We start from the raw sequence: 16,015 nt of genomic DNA, 5'->3' as shown, positions 1-16,015 counted from the left end.
CCCTTCGCAGTTCAGGATTTCTTATCGGGCTTGGCGGTATCCGTTGCGCTTGCGGCTTCCCGGTGGCGTTTCCGGATCATGAAAACCGAAGAAAACACAACCCATATTCCGATCGAGCTTACCATAACTACCGTGCCGCGGGACGGTTCGTCGGCCAGAAGGGTGGAGGGAAGCAGGCACGCCGACAGCACGGCGTAGAGGGACAAATTTCGCATGGGAGTGGCAGTTGAGGCTGAAGGTTGTAAGAGAAAACCAGCTACGGAGGATTCGCAGATGGCTGGCAGAACGAGACTATATCTATCCGGATGGCTCATGAGCCGTCAATTGAAATTGCAGATCTCGCAGAAAGTTCCATTGATTTGCATTATTTCACCACCGCCGGATTTCACCACGAGCGATCCGACCCGGCTTCGCTGCTACCTGAGAAAATTGCCGCGAAAGGGCGCAAAAGAACAAGCCGCGCATCAAACCCTCCATCGCATCTATAGATGCGCGGGAGACTCCCGGCGGGCAGGAGGATTTCTGCGCCCCTTCGCGGCCAGCCGGTTCGGAAGCGGGGATCGGGCAACAGCGCGAAGGCGCTTGCCTCCGGAATCCCTTTCCGAAAAAAGCGCTTCATGGGCAGATCGGGCATCGTTACTCTCTGTGTCGTCAACGCCGTGGCCAGCGGCGTAGCTCTTTTTTTCGTTTTCAGGCCGTATTTCATGGCAAGGGAACAGCCCGCCCAGCCGGTGGCCGAGGAGGTGCTGACGCCGCCGGCCTCTGCTCCCGAAAACCATCCTCCTCCCGAAGAGGTCTGGCAGAAATTCCTCAAAAGCCGGACCGCCAACGAAGCGGCGTCCTGCCTTGCCCTGCTCCCGCAAGCACCGGAGACCGGAGCGCGGCTCGGGCAGTACGTGCGGGGCCGGCTGGCCCCGTTTCCGCAAGTGACGTGGGGACGCAGCTACATCGACCGGATCGCGGCCGCGATTGGCGCATGGGAACCGTGGCTCGATTACGGGAGCGACGACACCGGCTTCCTCGAACAGGCCGTGGCGAACCATGCCATGCCGGTGCTGATCCGTGACAGCGCGCTGCGCGTCGTCGTCGGCGCCGCCCATCGCAAGAAAGGGCAGGCTGCAGACGCGGACGCCGCCGCCGCCCTGTCGGCGGACTGGCAGACGCATCTGGAAAAATTCCTGACGGAAACCGCATTCGGAGACGAAACGAGCATCGGCGGGCTGGCCCTGCAGGCGGCCCTGTTCGCCAGCAACGAAAAGATCGCCCCGATCGACCCGGCCTTTTTCGACCGGCGCATCCGTGCCGTCATCGATGACCGGGAAAACGTCAACGAATTCACCCTCGCCGCCTCCCTCGATGTGGCCGCGCAACGGGATATGCCGCCGGATGTGGCCGGCGCGATCCGGGAGATTGTCGGGAAACCGCAGTCGGAAGCCGTGCAACTGGCCGGTTTGCGAGCGCTCGCCCGGAACGGCAGCCGTGAGGATGTCGCCTGGCTGGAAACCGTCCCGGCCCGCACGCCGGTGGCGCACCGGGCGCTGCTGGATGCGCAGAGAGTGTTGCAGGAAAAACCGGAGAATTGAGGCCGGGATCACCGGCGGGATGCCACCGCTCCGGTGTTCCGGCTTCCGTCCGGCGGGATTTTCGCCCTTGATGGGAGGTTCCATGCCATTCGATTACGCAGCTTTTGCCCAGGCGTTCCCCTGGTTTTTCCCGGTCTGCGCCGCGGTGTTCGGGGCCGTGGTCGGCAGTTTTCTCAACGTCGTCATCTACCGCGTGCCGGCCGGCAAGTCGGTCGTCACGCCGGGATCGCATTGTTCCTGCGGCAAACCCATCGCGTGGTACGACAACATCCCGGTGTTGAGCTGGTTCATCCTGCGCGGGCGGGCGCGGTGCTGCGGGGCGAGGTTTTCGTTTCGCTACCCGTTTGTCGAACTGCTGACGGCGGGGCTGTTTGCCGTGTGCTGGCTGAAATTCCCTCCGGCGGTGGCCGCCTGCGGGATGCTGCTGATGGCGTGCATCGTCTGCGCAACGTTCATCGACCTCGATCACATGATCATCCCCGACGTTTTCACGATCGGGCTGGGCGTGGCGGGCGTGGCGCTCTCGGCGCTGGTGCCGGCGCTGCACGGCGTGCACGACGAGTTTTTCCTCACGGCCGGCATCCGGTCGGTGGTGAGTTCGTTGCAGGGGCTGTTCATCGGCTCCGGCCTCGTGCTCTGGATCGCGCTGGTGGCGGAAACCCTGCTGCGCAAGGAGGCGATGGGGTTTGGTGACGTGAAGTTTGTGGGCGCGCTGGGCGCGTTTGCCGGCTGGCAGGGCGCGGTGTTCAGCGTGTTTGGCGGGGCCATCGTCGGCATGGTCTGGATCGGGCTGGCGCTCGCATGGCGACTGGTTTCGGGGAAAAAATCGCCCATCGCCCCGAAGGCGGAGACCGCGGAAGGCGAGGCCACGGAAAAACTCTCGTTCGGGGTGGCGATCCCTTTCGGCCCGATGCTGGCGGTGGCCGGCGCGATCTATTTTCTCGCCGCCAAACCGTGGTTCGACGGCTACCTCGCGCAGTTCGCAGCGCTGTTCTGAAAGCCGGGAAATAATTTTGCCGTCCCGGAATTTTTGCCGAAGGTTCGCCGTCCATGCCCAACCGCTTCGGCAAACTTTTCACCATCACCACCTGGGGCGAAAGCCACGGCCCCGCCATCGGGGTCGTCGTTGACGGTTGCCCGCCGCTCCTGCCGATCACCGCCGCCGAGGTGCAGGCCGAGCTCGACCGCCGCCGCCCCGGCCAGAGCGACATCACCACCCCGCGCAAGGAAGCCGACACGGTCGAAATCCTCTCCGGCATCTACGAGGGCAAGACCACCGGCACCCCGATCTCGATGCTGGTGCGCAACACCGACCAGCGCCCGGCCGCCTACTCCGAAATGAAGGCCGCCTTTCGCCCCTCCCACGCCGATTTCACTTACCAGTCCAAGTACGGCATCCGTGATCCGCATGGCGGCGGCCGCTCCTCGGCCCGCGAAACCATCGCGCGCGTCGCCGGCGGCGCGCTCGCCCGCAAGATTCTTGCCTTGGCGGGCGGCGTCGAAATCCGCGCCTTCGTCCGGCAGATCCACGACATCGCCATGCCGGCCGACGTCTTCCCCTCCGACGCGGCCGCCGGCAGCCCGCTGCCCACGCTGGCCGAGGTCGAGGCGACCGCCGTGCGGTGCCCGCATCCCGCCACGGCCGCCGCCATGATCGGGCGGATCAAGGCCGTGCGCAGCGAGGGCGACTCGGTCGGCGGCGTCATCGAGTGCCGTGTGCGCGGCCTGCCCGTCGGGCTGGGCGCACCCGTGTTCGACCGCCTCGAGGCCGACCTCGCCAAGGCCATGCTTTCACTGCCTGCGACCAAGGGGTTCGAAGTCGGCAGCGGTTTCGCCGGCGCCGCGCGGCGCGGTTCGGAGCACAACGACCTGTTCGAAAACCGCGGCGGCGCCATCCGCACCGCCACGAACCGCTCCGGCGGCGTGCAGGGCGGCATCAGCAACGGCGAGGACCTCGTGTTCCGCGTCGCCTTCAAGCCCACCGCCACGATCCTGCGGACGCAGGCCACCGTCGACCTCGCCGGACAACCGGCCGAACTCATGGGCAAAGGCCGGCACGATCCGTGTGTGGTGCCGCGCGCCGTGGTCATCGTCGAGGCGATGGCCGCGCTCGTCCTGGTCGATCACTGGATGCGGCAAAGCGCGCAAAACCGGACCTTCCGGTTCGGGCAGGAATAGCCCCGAACCGGCGGGAACCGCTAAAGAACGCTGAAGACCGCTAAAAGAAAGACGCATCCGGCTATCCGGTTCTTTAGCGTTCTTTAGCGGTTTCACCCATGCTTTTTCGGGTGTCGGCGTGGAGGACTCCCGCCCGGTGAAAGATTCCGGGTTTTGCGGCCATTTTTCGAAAATTTCGGGTTTTTCTGGCGATTTTCGGGCGAGAAACCCTGTTTTTGGCCCAAAAACCGCACTCCATCTGGCCTGCGGTTTCGCCTTCGCAGCTCATCCTGACAAATCATTTTTTCGCGGTTTCGGCCCGCTTTCAGGTGAATTTCCGGCAAAAAATCAGGGATTGCGTTCAAAATGGCATTACTTTTGAACGCATCGCCTCAAACGCCGACCAACACATCCGTTCTCCTGTTTCTCCGTTTCGGCTCAATTCAACCAGGACCTGCCTTGGACCTTAAACAAATCAAACAACTCATTGACCTGATGAAACGCTCCGACCTCACCGAATTCTCGGTCGAGGAAGAAGATTTCAAGATCAAGATCTGCCGCGCCGCCGGCACAGCCGCTTCCGGCAACACCGCAAACCCCTTCCCTGTCTTTTCCGCGCCTGCCCCGCAGGCCGCCCCCGCAGCGCCTGTGGCCGCCCCGGAGACCTCCGCCACGTCCGCCGCCGCAGCCGGCGGTGGCGAGGAGGCCGGCGTCACCTGGATCAAGTCCCCCATGGTTGGCACCTTTTACCGGGCTTCCTCCCCGGAAAGCAAACCGTTCGCCGAACCGGGCACCAAAGTCGTCGAAAATTCCGTGGTCTGCATCATCGAGGCCATGAAGATCATGAACGAGATTCAGGCCGAACTCAAGGGCACCATCGTCGAGGCGCTCGTCGAAAATGGCCAGCCCGTCGAGTACGGCCAGCGCCTGTTCAAGGTGAAGCAGGGCTGATTTCTGGCCCGGAACCGGAATCACCGCGGATTTCTGACCACGAATGGACACGGATGGACACTAATATCAGGCATCGGGCAGATCGTTGATCTGCGCTGATTTTTCCGACAATCGGCAGCGAAACCGGCGATGCCTTTCCTGGATTTTATTAGTGTCCATCCGTGTCCATTAGTGGTCAGAAAACGTGTTTTTGCCCGATTTTCCCTCATTTTTCGCCATTTTTTCCCATTTTTGACCGATTTCCGGTCCTGCAGCCATGATTCAAAAAATCCTGATCGCCAACCGCGGTGAAATTGCCCTGCGCATCGTGCGCGCCTGCCGCGAACTCGGCATCAAGACGCTGGCCGTGTACTCCGAGGCCGATGTCCAGTCGCTCCATGTCCAGCTCGCCGACGAGGCCATCTGCATCGGCGGCCCGCGCAGCGCCGACAGCTACCTGCGTGCCGACCGCATCATCGCCGCCGCCGAAATCGCCAACGTGGACGCCATCCACCCCGGCTACGGGTTTCTGTCCGAAAACCCCAAGTTCGCCGAACAGTGCGAATCGTGTAACATCAAGTTCATCGGCCCGAAGTCCAAAACCATCCAGATGATGGGGGACAAGGCCGTGGCCAAGGAAACCGTGCGCAAGGCCAAGGTGCCGATCGTCATGGGGTCCGACGGTCCCATCGACAGCGAGGCCGAGGCGATCAAGATCGCGCGCAAGATCGGCTACCCCGTCATCATCAAGGCGGTGGCCGGCGGCGGCGGGCGCGGCATGCGCGTCGCCCACAACGACGTCTCGCTCGGCAAGGAGTACAACGTGGCGCGCGGCGAGGCCGAAAAGGCGTTCGGCAACGGCTCGGTCTACATCGAAAAGTACATCGAGAAACCCCGTCACATCGAGTTCCAGATTCTCGCCGACAGCCACGGCAAGGTGATCCACCTCGGCGAGCGCGACTGCTCCGTGCAGCGCCGCCACCAGAAGCTGATCGAGGAGTCGCCGTCGCCCTTCCTCACGCCCTCGCTGCGCAAGGAAATGGGCCGCCACGCCGTGCGCGCCGCCGAGGCCGCCGGCTACGAGAACGCCGGCACGATCGAGTTTCTGGTCGATGCGAAGGGCAAATATTACTTCATCGAGATGAACACCCGCATCCAGGTGGAGCATCCGGTGACGGAAGAGGTCACGGGCATCGACCTGATCAAGGAACAGATCAAGGTGGCGATGGGTGAAAAACTGTCGTTCGACCAGAGCGACGTGACGTTCACCAAACACGCCATCGAGTGCCGCATCAACGCCGAGGACCCGGCGCGCAACTTCGCGCCCTCGCCCGGTACGATCGGCCTGTATTATGCGCCGGGCGGCCACGGCGTGCGCGTGGACAGCCATGTTTACAGCGGCTACGTGATCCCACCCTACTACGATTCGATGATCGGCAAGCTCATCGGCTACGGCTCGAGCCGCAAGATCGCCATCGAGCGCACCTATCGCGCGCTCAGCGAGTACCTGATCCGCGGCATCCGCACGACCATCCCGCTGCACAAGGCGATCATGAGCGACCCGACCTTCATCGAGGGCAAGGCCACGACCGCGTACATGGAAGAGTTCTTCGCCCGCACGCCGACGGATCTGTTCATGTAAAAAGCACGCCAGGGCAAAATCGTGTTGTACCCGGGAGGGACACGTTCGCGCCGGAGCGGCGGCATGGCAAGCTGTCGGCCTTCGGCCTCGGTACCTGCCGCTGCATTTGCCGACGAATGATCCGGTTTACGAAAAACCCATGCGCGGGGCGGTGACGCTGCGATCTGGCGAGGTTTTCCCGGCATACGGGGCGAGGCGCGTTGCGCCTCGTCGCAGCGGCAGGAATGCCGCCGCTCCGGCAGGCCATTCAGCCGTGGTCGATCCGTTCGCGGATCGCGCGCAGCAGGTCGGCGTACTCGTCGAAGGCCGGGAATTGCGGGAACTGCTCGCGGACGTTGGCCGGGGCGTGGAAGAGGAAACCAGCGTCGGCGGCGGCGAGCATGGTGGTGTCGTTGAACGAATCACCGCCCGCGATCACCCGGTAGTTCATGGCGCGGAAGGCTTCCACGGCCTTGCGCTTCTGGTCGGGAATGCGGAGCCGGTAGCCGGTGATGCGGTCGTCGTCCCCGATCACGAGATGGTGACAGAACAGCGTGGGCCAGTTGAGCTGGCGCATGAGCGGCTGCGCAAACTGCTCGAAGGTGTCGGAAAGGATGATGAGCTGCGTGAACGAGCGCAGTTCATCGAGAAACGCCCGTGCGCCGGGCAGCGGGCAAAGCGTGCCGATGACGGCCTGGATGTCGGCGAGCTTGAGGCCGTGGCGGTCGAGTATGGCGAGCCGGCCCTGCATGAGCTTGTCGTAATCGGGCTCGTCGCGCGTGGTGCGCCGCAGTTCGTCGATGCCGGTTTTTTCGGCCACGGCGATCCATATCTCGGGGACGAGCACGCCTTCCATGTCGAGGGTGACTATCGCTTGTTTCACGCGGCGGGAGTGTTCGGAGTTTTTTCCCGCTGTCGAGCGCGGCGGGAGGAACCGCTAAAGAACGCTAACGGACGCTAAAACCGAACCCATGCCATCCGGCCTCCCTCCCCCTCTCAAACCATGAATTCTGCCCACGAAACACACGAGAAAACACGAAAAGAAGAAACCTGTTTCATTGTTTTCTTTTCGTATGTTTCGTGGGCAATTCTTCGGTTCTGGCACAGCCAATCCGTGCCTCTCCCTGTTACAAACTGATGTTACGCAGACGGCCTTGAAGTGGCGCGGGCGTCTCGCGCGAAGTGCCGCCCGGAAATGCGGGCGAGACGCCCGCGCCACGACGCTTCGCGTAACATCCGTTACAAAACTGAAAACAGCGCTCTGCTAGCCCCCGATCTGCGTGCGCGCGGCGCTGCCGCCGAAAAGTTCGCGCAGCGAAGACCAGGCGCGGAGCAGCCCGGCCTCCTGCACGCCGCCCTCGAAGGCGTAAATCTCCGCAATCGCCTCCTCGTGTCCGCGGTAACGCGGAGGAAGGATGAGCGCGGTGTCGCGGCCGTTGCTGATCGTCGAGAAAAACAGGCCGCGCGCCACCGCCGGGTTGTCCACGCGCACCTCCACCCGGCGCAACGGCATCACCAGCCAGGGACGCCACGCGAAGACGATGCGGCCGTTTTCGGGTTCGTTAAAAAGCCGTCCGTAACTGCGCATCGGCACGCCGACACGTTTCAGCAGCGCACTCGAAAACATCCGGTTAGCCAGCGGCTGCGGATAGAAACGGAGCCGGCGCAACGTGAAAAAATCCCACGAAAACAGCGTGCCGAACACCGTGAGCCGGAACGACCAGCCCGCGACCAGCCACGCGACAAAAATCACCCCCAGCGACAGAATGAGGCCGGCCCACGGATTGATCGCCGGCACCAGCACGACCGCGCCGAGCAGCGTCGTCCGCGCCGTCTTGAGTCCGGCGTCGATCGCTCCCCAGGGGCTGAGCAGGATGAGCACGTTGATCGCGTGCGAGGCCATCCACACCACGACAAACGCCGCAATGCCGAGCGGCAGGACGGCCATGTGCAGCAGCCAGGAACCGTCGAAGGCTGCGGTCACGCCCGGCAGCGTCGCCAGTCCGTGCGCGGCCAGCGTGGCGTGGCTCGCCACGGCCGAAGTCGCCGCCGCAGCGGTTCCGGCCGCATCCGGCGCGGAGGTGGCCAGCAGGGCGGAGAGGCCGCTGACGAGCATCGGGATGACCGCGCCGGCGGCGACGAGTCCGCTGATCTTGTTTTCGATGGTCTCGAGAACGTCGGCCGGTTTCTTGAGCCCCGGCGGCAACGCGGCGCCGGCGGCATCCTTGGCCGCGCAGGCCGCCGCGACAAGAAGCGCCGGCAGCCAGAACCACGGGCTGGCGTACCAGGGAAGCGCGGCTTTTTGCGCGGGTGTTTTCGCCTGCCACCAGTGATACGCGCCGTACGCGCCGGTGCCGAGGAGCGGCGAGATGGCGATGCCGGTGATGGCCGCGATTTGCGTGGCCACGGGACCGATCAGCGCCTGCGGATTGGATGGCGCGACGGCATTGCCGGATAAAGGAGGGGATGCGGACGGGGCCGGACCGGCCGCCGATGTCGTTGCCTGCGCAACGAACGGCGCGGCGAGCAGGGCCGCCAGAACGAGACACGCGACGAACGGCAGAAGGCGTTGCATGTTGCGGAGCTAACGCCCTGCCGGAGACGCCGGCAAGCCCGGCGTTTCGACGCGGGCGTGCCGCCCGCTAATGAAGAATGAAGAATGAAGAATGCAGAGGATGCTTCATTCGCCGGGTCCGGACATTTCACCGGGTCCGGACATTCTCCATTCTACATTCTTCATTAGCCCGCGCCAGGGCGTGGGCGTCAAAACCCCGCCGACGCGAGTTGCTTGCCGAGCACCTCGTATGCGGCCGCGGCCTCGGTTCGCAGGTCGCCGACCCAGTGGCACTCCAGCGACAACGCGCCGGTGTAACCGGCCCGCCGCAGCGCGCGCAGGAACGGGCCGAAATCATCACCCTTGACGCCGGGCGCGCTGCGCACCTCGGCCTCCGCCACGTGCGCATGCGCGATCCAGGGGCCGGCCTTCACGATGTCATCCGGTGATTCGCCGTTGCGCAGCATGTGAAAAATATCGACCAGCAGGCGAACACCCGGACGATCCACGCGGGCCACGGCCACCGCGCCTTCGAGGACGGTGTTGACGAGGTTGCACTCGCCGCGATTGAGCGGCTCCACGACCAGCACCACGCCATGCCGCTCCGCCAGCGGAGCGCAGATGCGCAGCGCTTCGACATACTGTTCAAAACCTTCGGCCGGCGACCAGCCCTCCGGCACCTGACGGGCGCCGCCGGAACCGAAAACGATGTGACGGATTCCCGTCGACGCCGCCCGCCGGAACGCCGTTTCCGCGTAGCGCGCCAGCCGCTCGTGATCGACCGCCGGTCCCGTGACTTTCAGGTTGCCCGGCAGGAAACAGTTCGCCGCCGTCGCCGGCCGCGGCAATGCGCGCAGGGTTTCGGCCTCGGCGGCGAACGCCGCGTCATCCGCCTCGGGTTTCAACTGCGCCTGCACATTGACTTCCACGTAGCCGAACGGGAGATCCGGCCACGAGGCGACCTGGCCGGGAGAGGCGCATAAACCGAGTTTCATGGTGTCCGCAGGATACCGCCTCCCCGCCCGCTCCGCCATGACCCGCCCGGGCCACTCCATGACACTTTCGCTCATTCCCGTGCCTCGACGAGAAACACCGCCCAGCCATGCGGCGGCAGTTCGAGCCGGTCATTGCCCACGTCGGTCCAGGGCAACTCCGCCCCCGTCGCCGGATCGAGGCGGCGCCCGGCGATGGGCACTTTCCGGGAAACAGGCGCTTCGCCCTCGTTGAACAACACGACCACCTCCACCCCCGCCGCGTTGCGCAACCGCCGGGCTCGCACGCCGGATGCGGGTGGATCAAAATCGACCACAGAGCGGGCCAGGCGACGCAACTCCCCCGCCCCGCCCGGTCCGCGTCCGCGCGCGTGTTCGCGTTCGCACTCGTCCCACCACAACACCCGCGCGCCATCCGGCACCGCGCGCGCCTCCCTCTCGTAACCGGCCTCCGCCACAACGACGGAATAACGGCCCGGCTCCATATGCAGAAACCCGCCATCGCCCACCCGCGCATCCGCCAAGTCCCGCGGTTCCACGTAGTGAAAATCGATCCGGTTTTCAAAACAGGCCTTCGCCGCCCGCCATGGCAACTCCGTTGCCCGTCCCAAAATCGCCACTTCGCACACCGGCTCGAACGTCGCGTTGAGCCAGCACAACCGGCGCGTCAACGCCTCCCATTCTGCGTATCCGTTGTTCCACCACGCGCTGTTCGGTCCCACGTCCGGCGGACGCTCGCCGCAACGCGGCCCGCGCATCGAATAATAAAACGCGTGCGGCACCAGCAAGTCGCAGCCGCGGATCAGCAACCACGACGCCAGCCAGCGCAGTTCGCGAAACGTCAGCGATTCGCCATACGCGCCCGCGAATTCGTTGAGGTTTCGTTCGCGGCGGAGGTGATATTTTACGGATGCGGCCGCCTTCGCCATCGTGGACGGCGCGCCCTCCAGCGCGCTCGCCGTGCCCGGCAAAATCTGACGCCACACGATGTCCTGCCCGGGGATGTGCAGATGCCGCAGATGACCGATCTCGTCCGGCTCCGCCGGGTGCCCGGTCAAGGCAATGCCGTGCGCCTCGCACCAGCGCGACAGCGGTGCGTAGTAGGTTTCGTCCATCCGCGCGGCGATAGCCCTGCGGTAGTCGCGCCGCCAGCATTCCGCCTCCGGCTCGTCGTCAAACCACAACGCCGGCAAACGCGGCGTGAAATCGTAGCCCAGCCACGCGCTCACCCACGACACGATCCCGCGCGTCCCCGGCATGACGCCGGTCTCGCGCAGACGCGAAAGCGGATTCGGTTCGTCGGTAAAAATCCCCTTCACTGTGCTGCCAAAAAAGGTTCCCAGCTCGCGATAAAACCGCTCGTAAACCAGTTCGATGAAACACTGCACGGCATCCGGATTGAGCAGGTCGGCGGCAACCGGTTCTTCTTCGCCCGGATGGTTGTTTTCGTCGCCGACATAATGCAGCCCGCGCACCACGGCATCGACGGGTCTGTCATGGATGACGACCTCGCGTCCGTCGATCCGCCGCACACGCACGCCCGGCGTGGCACAGGCATCCCGCCCGTGATGTGGCGTGGGCGTCCCGCCCGCTTCCTCGCACACCAGTCCCCGCACCTGCAACTCCGGATTACGCTCCACGACCAGCCCGCTCGCCGACCCGCTCGGATACATCCCCTCGTCGTAGAGCAACACCCACATCCCGCGTCGCCGCGCCTCGGACAGCGCCACGCGCATGAACCGGAACAACTTCGCGCTCAACCACCCGATTGTCTTTGGAAGTCCGATACGCGGGTGGATGACAAACGCCTCCACCCCGCGCTTCTGAAACTCCCCGATCTGCCGCACGATCTCCGCTTCATCCAACGCATCATTCCAAAACCAGAACGGACACTGCGAATACGCCGCCGCCGGACGCCGCCACACCCGCCAGTCGAATGAAGGCCGGCGCTTGTGCTTGATGGAGCGGGCGCCGGCAGTACGGGATTTTGCAACAGAAGTTAACAATTCGGTTGGCATAACACAGGGGGAAAAAGTGCGGCCAGAGCGTCGCCCACCAAACGGGCGATGGCACGGGCGCCTTCAGCCGTGAAATGAGTGCGGTCCGTCCGTCCGGGCTTGTCAGGATTTTCGGATACATTGACGGTGAAGTCGCCTGTCTGCGATTCGCCGAGTCGGGAAAACAAGGCGCCGCTTGACGCATGCAGGTCGACAAGGGGCGCGGACAGTTTGCGTGCGACTTCACGCATCGCATCGGCATACGGAGCGAGTTCGTTGGTGGGCCGTCCGTCCGCATCGAAAAGACGCCGGCGCACAGGCGTCACCAGGACAGGTTGCACACCGGCGTCACGTGCCTCGCGCACGAAGCGGCGCAAGTTGTCCCTGTAGTCCGTGGCGGCGTCGGTCGATTCTGGATTTCCCTGCGCGTGGGAATCATTGTGCCCAAACTGGATCAGCACGAGATCGGGGCGGGCTTCGAGCACCGAAGCCCACAGCTCGCCCGGATAAATCCGTGTGCTCATCCCGCAGCGGGCGGCGTTGTGAATCACCACCCGCGAATCAAACAGCTCCGGCAACATCTGGCCCCAGCCGCGCAGTCGCGATGCTTGCGGGTAATCGCAAACCGTCGAGTCGCCCACCAGAGCAATTTTTGTGATTTTTCCCATACTCGCATTCGATGGCCGCGCGGTGTGACGGATACAGTACGAAACATCAGAGGCGCCTGCCGACGATACGGCGCGCGCTCCAGACTCCCGCCAGCACCAGTCCGCTGACGAACAGCGCATACGTCGCAGGCTCCGGAACAGACGCCAGCGTAGCGTCGAGCGTGATGCTGGAAATGCTGATGTAGGGATCAGCGAGCGCATCCCCTTGGGCCGACGTGATGACCATGCCCTTCGCCGCTGCCAGAGGCGCTCGTGTGTTGATTGTTCCCGAATTGAACACAACGCCATCGCCGGCCGTGGCATCGAGATCGATCAGCTTGAACGACCATGTGTTTTGCGTCGCGTTCGTGTATTCTGCCGCGAATTCGAATTTGTAGTTCACGCCTGTCAGCAACGGGGCGACGGCGATCTTGAGAGTGCCGCCATCCAGATAGCAAAACTGATTGTCATTAGTAATGCGCACTTGCACAGATGCAGTGGTGCCGGATGCCCCGAATGTGGAGCCATCGGTAATTGCAAAGTTGAGCGAATCGTGTCGCACGGAGGTGAGCACCTTGAACGAAACCGAGCCGCTCAGTTGCGTGACGGCCGGTCCGTTCCCGAAATACTTTTCCACGCCGCCGGGGCTTGGGTTGGCCGCCACGGTCTGGGTGAACTGCATCGTGCCTCCTGTCGTTTTCACGCTGAAACCGCTGGCCGGCACCTTGACGGTGAGTTGCGTGGTGGCGCTTCCGCCCGCGCCGATCACCTCGTTGTTGGCATAGGTGGCATCGACGACCGAACCGAAGTCGGTGTTGAGCACGACAACGGCGCGGGTCGGCGTGGCGGCAACGGCAAGCAGGGAGCCGAGAAACGCGATGGCACGGGCGGCCATGACGCTGGATGTTTTTATTTGTATCCGATTTTTCATGATATTGGTGTGTCTTGATGTGTGTTTGCTGGTGGATTTGCGGGCAAAAAGCTCGCATTCGCGGCAACCGGGGAGAGCGCCTGCCGCCGCGGTCTATTTCCCGATCAGATACAGGTCGCTGATCTCGACGCTGATCTCGTCCACCTGCGAATTGAGGCCGATGGAGAGTTTGTCGATTTGCTGCCCGGGCGAACCGCCCGCGCCGAAACCGAGATAACCGGAAAAGGGGATATAGGCGACGTGCCACTCGCCGTCGGCGGGCAGGATCGGGAACTTGGTAAAACTCATGTCGCCCGACGCGCCCCACGACATGAGGCGCACGGTGGCGGATTTGCTCACGCGGGCGCGGACGAGCACGCCGGTGATCCTGTCGCGGTCCGCCTCCTGCGGCACCGAAAAGCGCGGGAAGGCCCAGCGGTCCACGTTGGGCGGGAAACGCACGTCGATGCGAAAAGGCTCCGTCGAGCTGCGCGTGAACGTCACGCCTCCCGATGCGTTTTTATCCCAGCGGTGGGTTTCATTGATCGGCAACGCGAAGTGATATGCGCTTGCCTTCAGGTGTTCTTCAACGCCTTTGCCGTCCGAAACCATCAGCGAAAGCGCGGCGGGAGCGATGCGGGCAATGCCCGTCGCGCTGGCCGTGATCGCGAGTTGCGAGATGCCGCCCGCGCTGACCGGCAGGACGCGGGCATCGATGTCGAGCGTGACGGCCTGACGCGAGTTTTTCGCGACCGTGACGGTCTGCGCCGGAGCGGCGCCATTGTTTTCCAGAGTGATGGTATGAGTGGCGTCCGAAAGGTTGTTGATCCATATCGTGACGGGAAGGCGGGTCAGGCCGGCGGGGAGCAGATAACCACGCGAAATCGCCGTCACCTTTGCGATGTCGATCTGCGGCTGAAGTACGATGGGCGACACCGGGGCGACGGAGTCCGTCGTCGCCGGGCGGGCGAGGCGGAGCAGGCGCGCCGCCTCGGTGTCCGTTTTCAGAAACGCAGAGAGCCTTGACCGCGGAGCCCGCAACCAGGCGATGCCGTCGGTTACAGAAACGACGCGGCCGTTTTCGGCGATTGCCAGCGCGCGTCCGTCGATCCCGAACGCGGCGCGCGCGGCAAACGGCAGCCGCACCGTCGCAGCGGCGGCGGCCGTGGCGTCACTCGCGACCTCGCCTGTATAAATCGCGATAATCGCATCGCCCGGATCGGCCGGTGTCTCGAAAACCCGGATACGCCTGGCGCCGGGAACGCCGTTGATGACGATGTCGCCGATGCAGGTCGCGCCTGTCAGCAGACGGGCGGTTTGCGCGTAGGCGGCGAACGGACGCAACGGCGAACCGGTCCGGTCGAGCATCCCGTAGTTGCGCACAGGGTAGTTGCGGTTGCCCTCGTTGTAATCGACGTAAACGAACGGATAGTGCGCCGCGACGCCGCAGGCGCGCGATTCTACGGCCTGCATGGCAAATGCCAAGGCCGTCACTGCCTGCGTTTTCACATCCGCGCGCAAGACAGGCTTGCCGTGCCACGGTTGGCCAACCTCCGTCAGCCAGAGCGGTTTCGATTCGTGCCCGCAGGCGCGTAACCAAGCGCGGTATTCGGAGACGTGACGCTCCAGTCCGAGCGGATCGCCGTAGTAGTGGAAGGAAATGAAATCGCACTCGTCGAGCAGTCCGTTGCGCGACGAGAGGTCGAGATAGTCGGGATTGAGCGAGGCATACGCGCCGCCGCCGATTGGCGTGTTGATGCCGGCTGCGCGCATCGTGTGGCGAATGGTTTTGACGAGCGGCAGATACTGGTCGGCGGGCTGGTAGGCGCCAAAGCCGATGTCGGGTTCGTTCCATACCTCAAGTGCCGCCCAGTAACCGTGCCAGCGGGTGGCGACCTCGCACCACGAACGCGCGGCGGCGATCAGGTCGTCGGGGAAATTTCCGTTTTGCGAACGTCCCATCCAGCGTGGCGCATCGTGAAACATTTCGAGTATCCTGACACCCGCCTCCGCGTAGAGGCGGCGGGTGTTGTCATAATCCTTGTCCGCCGCCCAATTCCAGCGACCCTCCGCGGGGGTGATCGCAGCCCACGAAAAACGTTCGCGCGCGAGACCGCGCGGTTCGATGACATGGCGCAGGTTGCCGATCAGCGCCGGGCGTTTTTCGGGCGGCGTCAGCCAGGACAGGGCGGTGTCGATGGAAAAAAAACCCTCACCGGCGCCTGGGTCTTTTCCTTCGGCAGGCTGTCCCATGCTCATTACGCCCACCGGCGCGGCGCCCTCGCCCGCTGCCGGAAACGAAACTTCATAAAAACCGGCGGGCAAGACAACCGGGACAGCCACACGTCCCGAACCGTCCACGGCGGTCTCGCCCGTTGCAACCGTTCGTCCGGTGTAATCGTTCACGACAAAGGAGAGCGGCTTCCCGTGCAGGTTTGCCGCGTCCGTGCGCAACCGGAGCGAGGCGGGAATGCCGGGGGATGTAAAAACCGTCTCCGGATTCTCCGGAACAAACGCCGGAAACAACGGTGTCGCCACAAAACCGGATACGATGAGCGACCGGATGTATTTGGAAATGTTATACAATGTGAGGTGGAGAGACATGGGCCGGGTTGAGTCAGATT

15 protein-coding genes are annotated in these 16,015 nt (G+C 63.9%); 6 read left to right on the top strand and 9 right to left on the bottom strand.

Features of this window, described 5'->3' with window-relative positions:
* Positions 1 to 11: 11 nt before the first annotated feature.
* The gene (locus OPIT5_10625; protein ID AHF90588.1) at positions 12 to 215 is read right to left on the bottom strand and encodes a hypothetical protein; all 204 of its coding nucleotides are present in this window, start codon (positions 213 to 215) and stop codon (positions 12 to 14) included.
* A 402-nt stretch (positions 216 to 617) separates the two neighbouring features.
* Here OPIT5_10625 and OPIT5_10620 point away from each other — a divergent pair, with 402 nt between their 5' ends.
* The 5 genes from OPIT5_10620 (at position 618) to OPIT5_10600 (ending at position 4,691) form a co-directional block, all read left to right on the top strand.
* Complete coding sequence (locus OPIT5_10620; GenBank protein AHF90587.1) at positions 618 to 1,583, top strand: hypothetical protein; 966 nt, start codon at positions 618 to 620, stop codon at positions 1,581 to 1,583.
* An 82-nt stretch (positions 1,584 to 1,665) separates the two neighbouring features.
* Complete coding sequence (locus OPIT5_10615; protein ID AHF90586.1) at positions 1,666 to 2,580, top strand: peptidase A24; 915 nt, start codon at positions 1,666 to 1,668, stop codon at positions 2,578 to 2,580.
* A gap of 53 nt (positions 2,581 to 2,633) precedes the next feature.
* Positions 2,634 to 3,761: a chorismate synthase gene (locus tag OPIT5_10610; protein ID AHF90585.1), complete on the top strand. Its 1,128-nt coding sequence runs from the start codon at positions 2,634 to 2,636 to the stop codon at positions 3,759 to 3,761.
* Positions 3,762 to 3,976: 215 nt separating this feature from the next.
* The gene (locus tag OPIT5_10605; GenBank protein ID AHF94285.1) at positions 3,977 to 4,210 is read left to right on the top strand and encodes a hypothetical protein; all 234 of its coding nucleotides are present in this window, start codon (positions 3,977 to 3,979) and stop codon (positions 4,208 to 4,210) included.
* Positions 4,200 to 4,691 (top strand): acetyl-CoA carboxylase, encoded by a 492-nt coding sequence (locus OPIT5_10600; protein AHF90584.1) that lies wholly within the window; start codon positions 4,200 to 4,202, stop codon positions 4,689 to 4,691. Before OPIT5_10605 ends, OPIT5_10600 begins: the two co-directional genes overlap by 11 nt.
* Before the next feature lie 168 nt (positions 4,692 to 4,859).
* Here OPIT5_10600 and OPIT5_10595 read toward each other — a convergent pair whose 3' ends face one another.
* Complete coding sequence (locus OPIT5_10595; protein ID AHF94284.1) at positions 4,860 to 4,949, bottom strand: hypothetical protein; 90 nt, start codon at positions 4,947 to 4,949, stop codon at positions 4,860 to 4,862.
* Here OPIT5_10595 and OPIT5_10590 point away from each other — a divergent pair.
* Positions 4,948 to 6,312, top strand: coding sequence for an acetyl-CoA carboxylase subunit alpha (locus tag OPIT5_10590; GenBank protein AHF90583.1), 1,365 nt, complete (start codon positions 4,948 to 4,950; stop codon positions 6,310 to 6,312). The genes OPIT5_10595 and OPIT5_10590 overlap by 2 nt on opposite strands.
* Before the next feature lie 247 nt (positions 6,313 to 6,559).
* On the opposite strand, the gene thrH is transcribed toward OPIT5_10590, so the two are convergent.
* The 7 genes from thrH to OPIT5_10555 all read right to left on the bottom strand — a co-directional run bounded on the left by thrH (position 6,560) and on the right by OPIT5_10555 (position 15,995).
* Complete coding sequence (thrH, locus tag OPIT5_10585) at positions 6,560 to 7,147, bottom strand: phosphoserine phosphatase (protein AHF90582.1); 588 nt, start codon at positions 7,145 to 7,147, stop codon at positions 6,560 to 6,562.
* Between the two features lie 408 nt (positions 7,148 to 7,555).
* Positions 7,556 to 8,866: a hypothetical protein gene (locus OPIT5_10580; protein AHF90581.1), complete on the bottom strand. Its 1,311-nt coding sequence runs from the start codon at positions 8,864 to 8,866 to the stop codon at positions 7,556 to 7,558.
* A 188-nt stretch (positions 8,867 to 9,054) separates the two neighbouring features.
* Positions 9,055 to 9,915, bottom strand: coding sequence for a xylose isomerase (locus tag OPIT5_10575; protein AHF90580.1), 861 nt, complete (start codon positions 9,913 to 9,915; stop codon positions 9,055 to 9,057).
* Positions 9,912 to 11,855, bottom strand: a complete 1,944-nt coding sequence (locus OPIT5_10570; GenBank protein ID AHF90579.1) for a hypothetical protein — start codon at positions 11,853 to 11,855, stop codon at positions 9,912 to 9,914. The genes OPIT5_10575 and OPIT5_10570 overlap by 4 nt, the downstream gene beginning before the upstream one ends.
* On the bottom strand, positions 11,837 to 12,622 hold the full coding sequence (locus tag OPIT5_10565) for a pectinesterase (GenBank protein ID AHF90578.1): 786 nt from the start codon (positions 12,620 to 12,622) through the stop codon (positions 11,837 to 11,839). Before OPIT5_10565 ends, OPIT5_10570 begins: the two co-directional genes overlap by 19 nt.
* Positions 12,549 to 13,376: an anchor protein gene (locus tag OPIT5_10560; protein AHF90577.1), complete on the bottom strand. Its 828-nt coding sequence runs from the start codon at positions 13,374 to 13,376 to the stop codon at positions 12,549 to 12,551. The genes OPIT5_10565 and OPIT5_10560 overlap by 74 nt, the downstream gene beginning before the upstream one ends.
* A 129-nt stretch (positions 13,377 to 13,505) precedes the next feature.
* Positions 13,506 to 15,995, bottom strand: a complete 2,490-nt coding sequence (locus tag OPIT5_10555) for a glycosyhydrolase (protein ID AHF90576.1) — start codon at positions 15,993 to 15,995, stop codon at positions 13,506 to 13,508.
* Positions 15,996 to 16,015 lie beyond the last annotated feature (20 nt).

The sequence above is a fragment of the Opitutaceae bacterium TAV5 genome (assembly GCA_000242935.3).
Classification (GTDB): Bacteria; Verrucomicrobiota; Verrucomicrobiia; order Opitutales; family Opitutaceae; genus Geminisphaera.
The sequence above is the reverse complement of the archived record's forward strand: the minus strand, read 5'-3'. Positions and strand labels throughout refer to the sequence as shown.

Excerpts from the sequence above, each read along its gene's own strand:
- OPIT5_10625 (AHF90588.1), bottom strand. The coding sequence starts at position 215 with ATGCGAAATTTGTCCCTCTACGCCGTGCTGTCGGCGTGCCTGCTTCCC.
- OPIT5_10620 (AHF90587.1), top strand. The coding sequence starts at position 618 with ATGGGCAGATCGGGCATCGTTACTCTCTGTGTCGTCAACGCCGTGGCC.
- OPIT5_10615 (AHF90586.1), top strand. The coding sequence starts at position 1,666 with ATGCCATTCGATTACGCAGCTTTTGCCCAGGCGTTCCCCTGGTTTTTC.
- OPIT5_10610 (AHF90585.1), top strand. The coding sequence starts at position 2,634 with ATGCCCAACCGCTTCGGCAAACTTTTCACCATCACCACCTGGGGCGAA.
- OPIT5_10590 (AHF90583.1), top strand. The coding sequence starts at position 4,948 with ATGATTCAAAAAATCCTGATCGCCAACCGCGGTGAAATTGCCCTGCGC.
- OPIT5_10595 (AHF94284.1), bottom strand. The coding sequence starts at position 4,949 with ATGGCTGCAGGACCGGAAATCGGTCAAAAATGGGAAAAAATGGCGAAA.
- thrH (AHF90582.1), bottom strand. The coding sequence starts at position 7,147 with ATGGAAGGCGTGCTCGTCCCCGAGATATGGATCGCCGTGGCCGAAAAA.
- OPIT5_10580 (AHF90581.1), bottom strand. The coding sequence starts at position 8,866 with ATGCAACGCCTTCTGCCGTTCGTCGCGTGTCTCGTTCTGGCGGCCCTG.
- OPIT5_10575 (AHF90580.1), bottom strand. The coding sequence starts at position 9,915 with ATGAGCGAAAGTGTCATGGAGTGGCCCGGGCGGGTCATGGCGGAGCGG.
- OPIT5_10570 (AHF90579.1), bottom strand. The coding sequence starts at position 11,855 with ATGCCAACCGAATTGTTAACTTCTGTTGCAAAATCCCGTACTGCCGGC.
- OPIT5_10565 (AHF90578.1), bottom strand. The coding sequence starts at position 12,622 with ATGCGCTGTTCGTCAGCGGACTGGTGCTGGCGGGAGTCTGGAGCGCGC.
- OPIT5_10560 (AHF90577.1), bottom strand. The coding sequence starts at position 13,376 with ATGGCCGCCCGTGCCATCGCGTTTCTCGGCTCCCTGCTTGCCGTTGCC.
- OPIT5_10555 (AHF90576.1), bottom strand. The coding sequence starts at position 15,995 with ATGTCTCTCCACCTCACATTGTATAACATTTCCAAATACATCCGGTCG.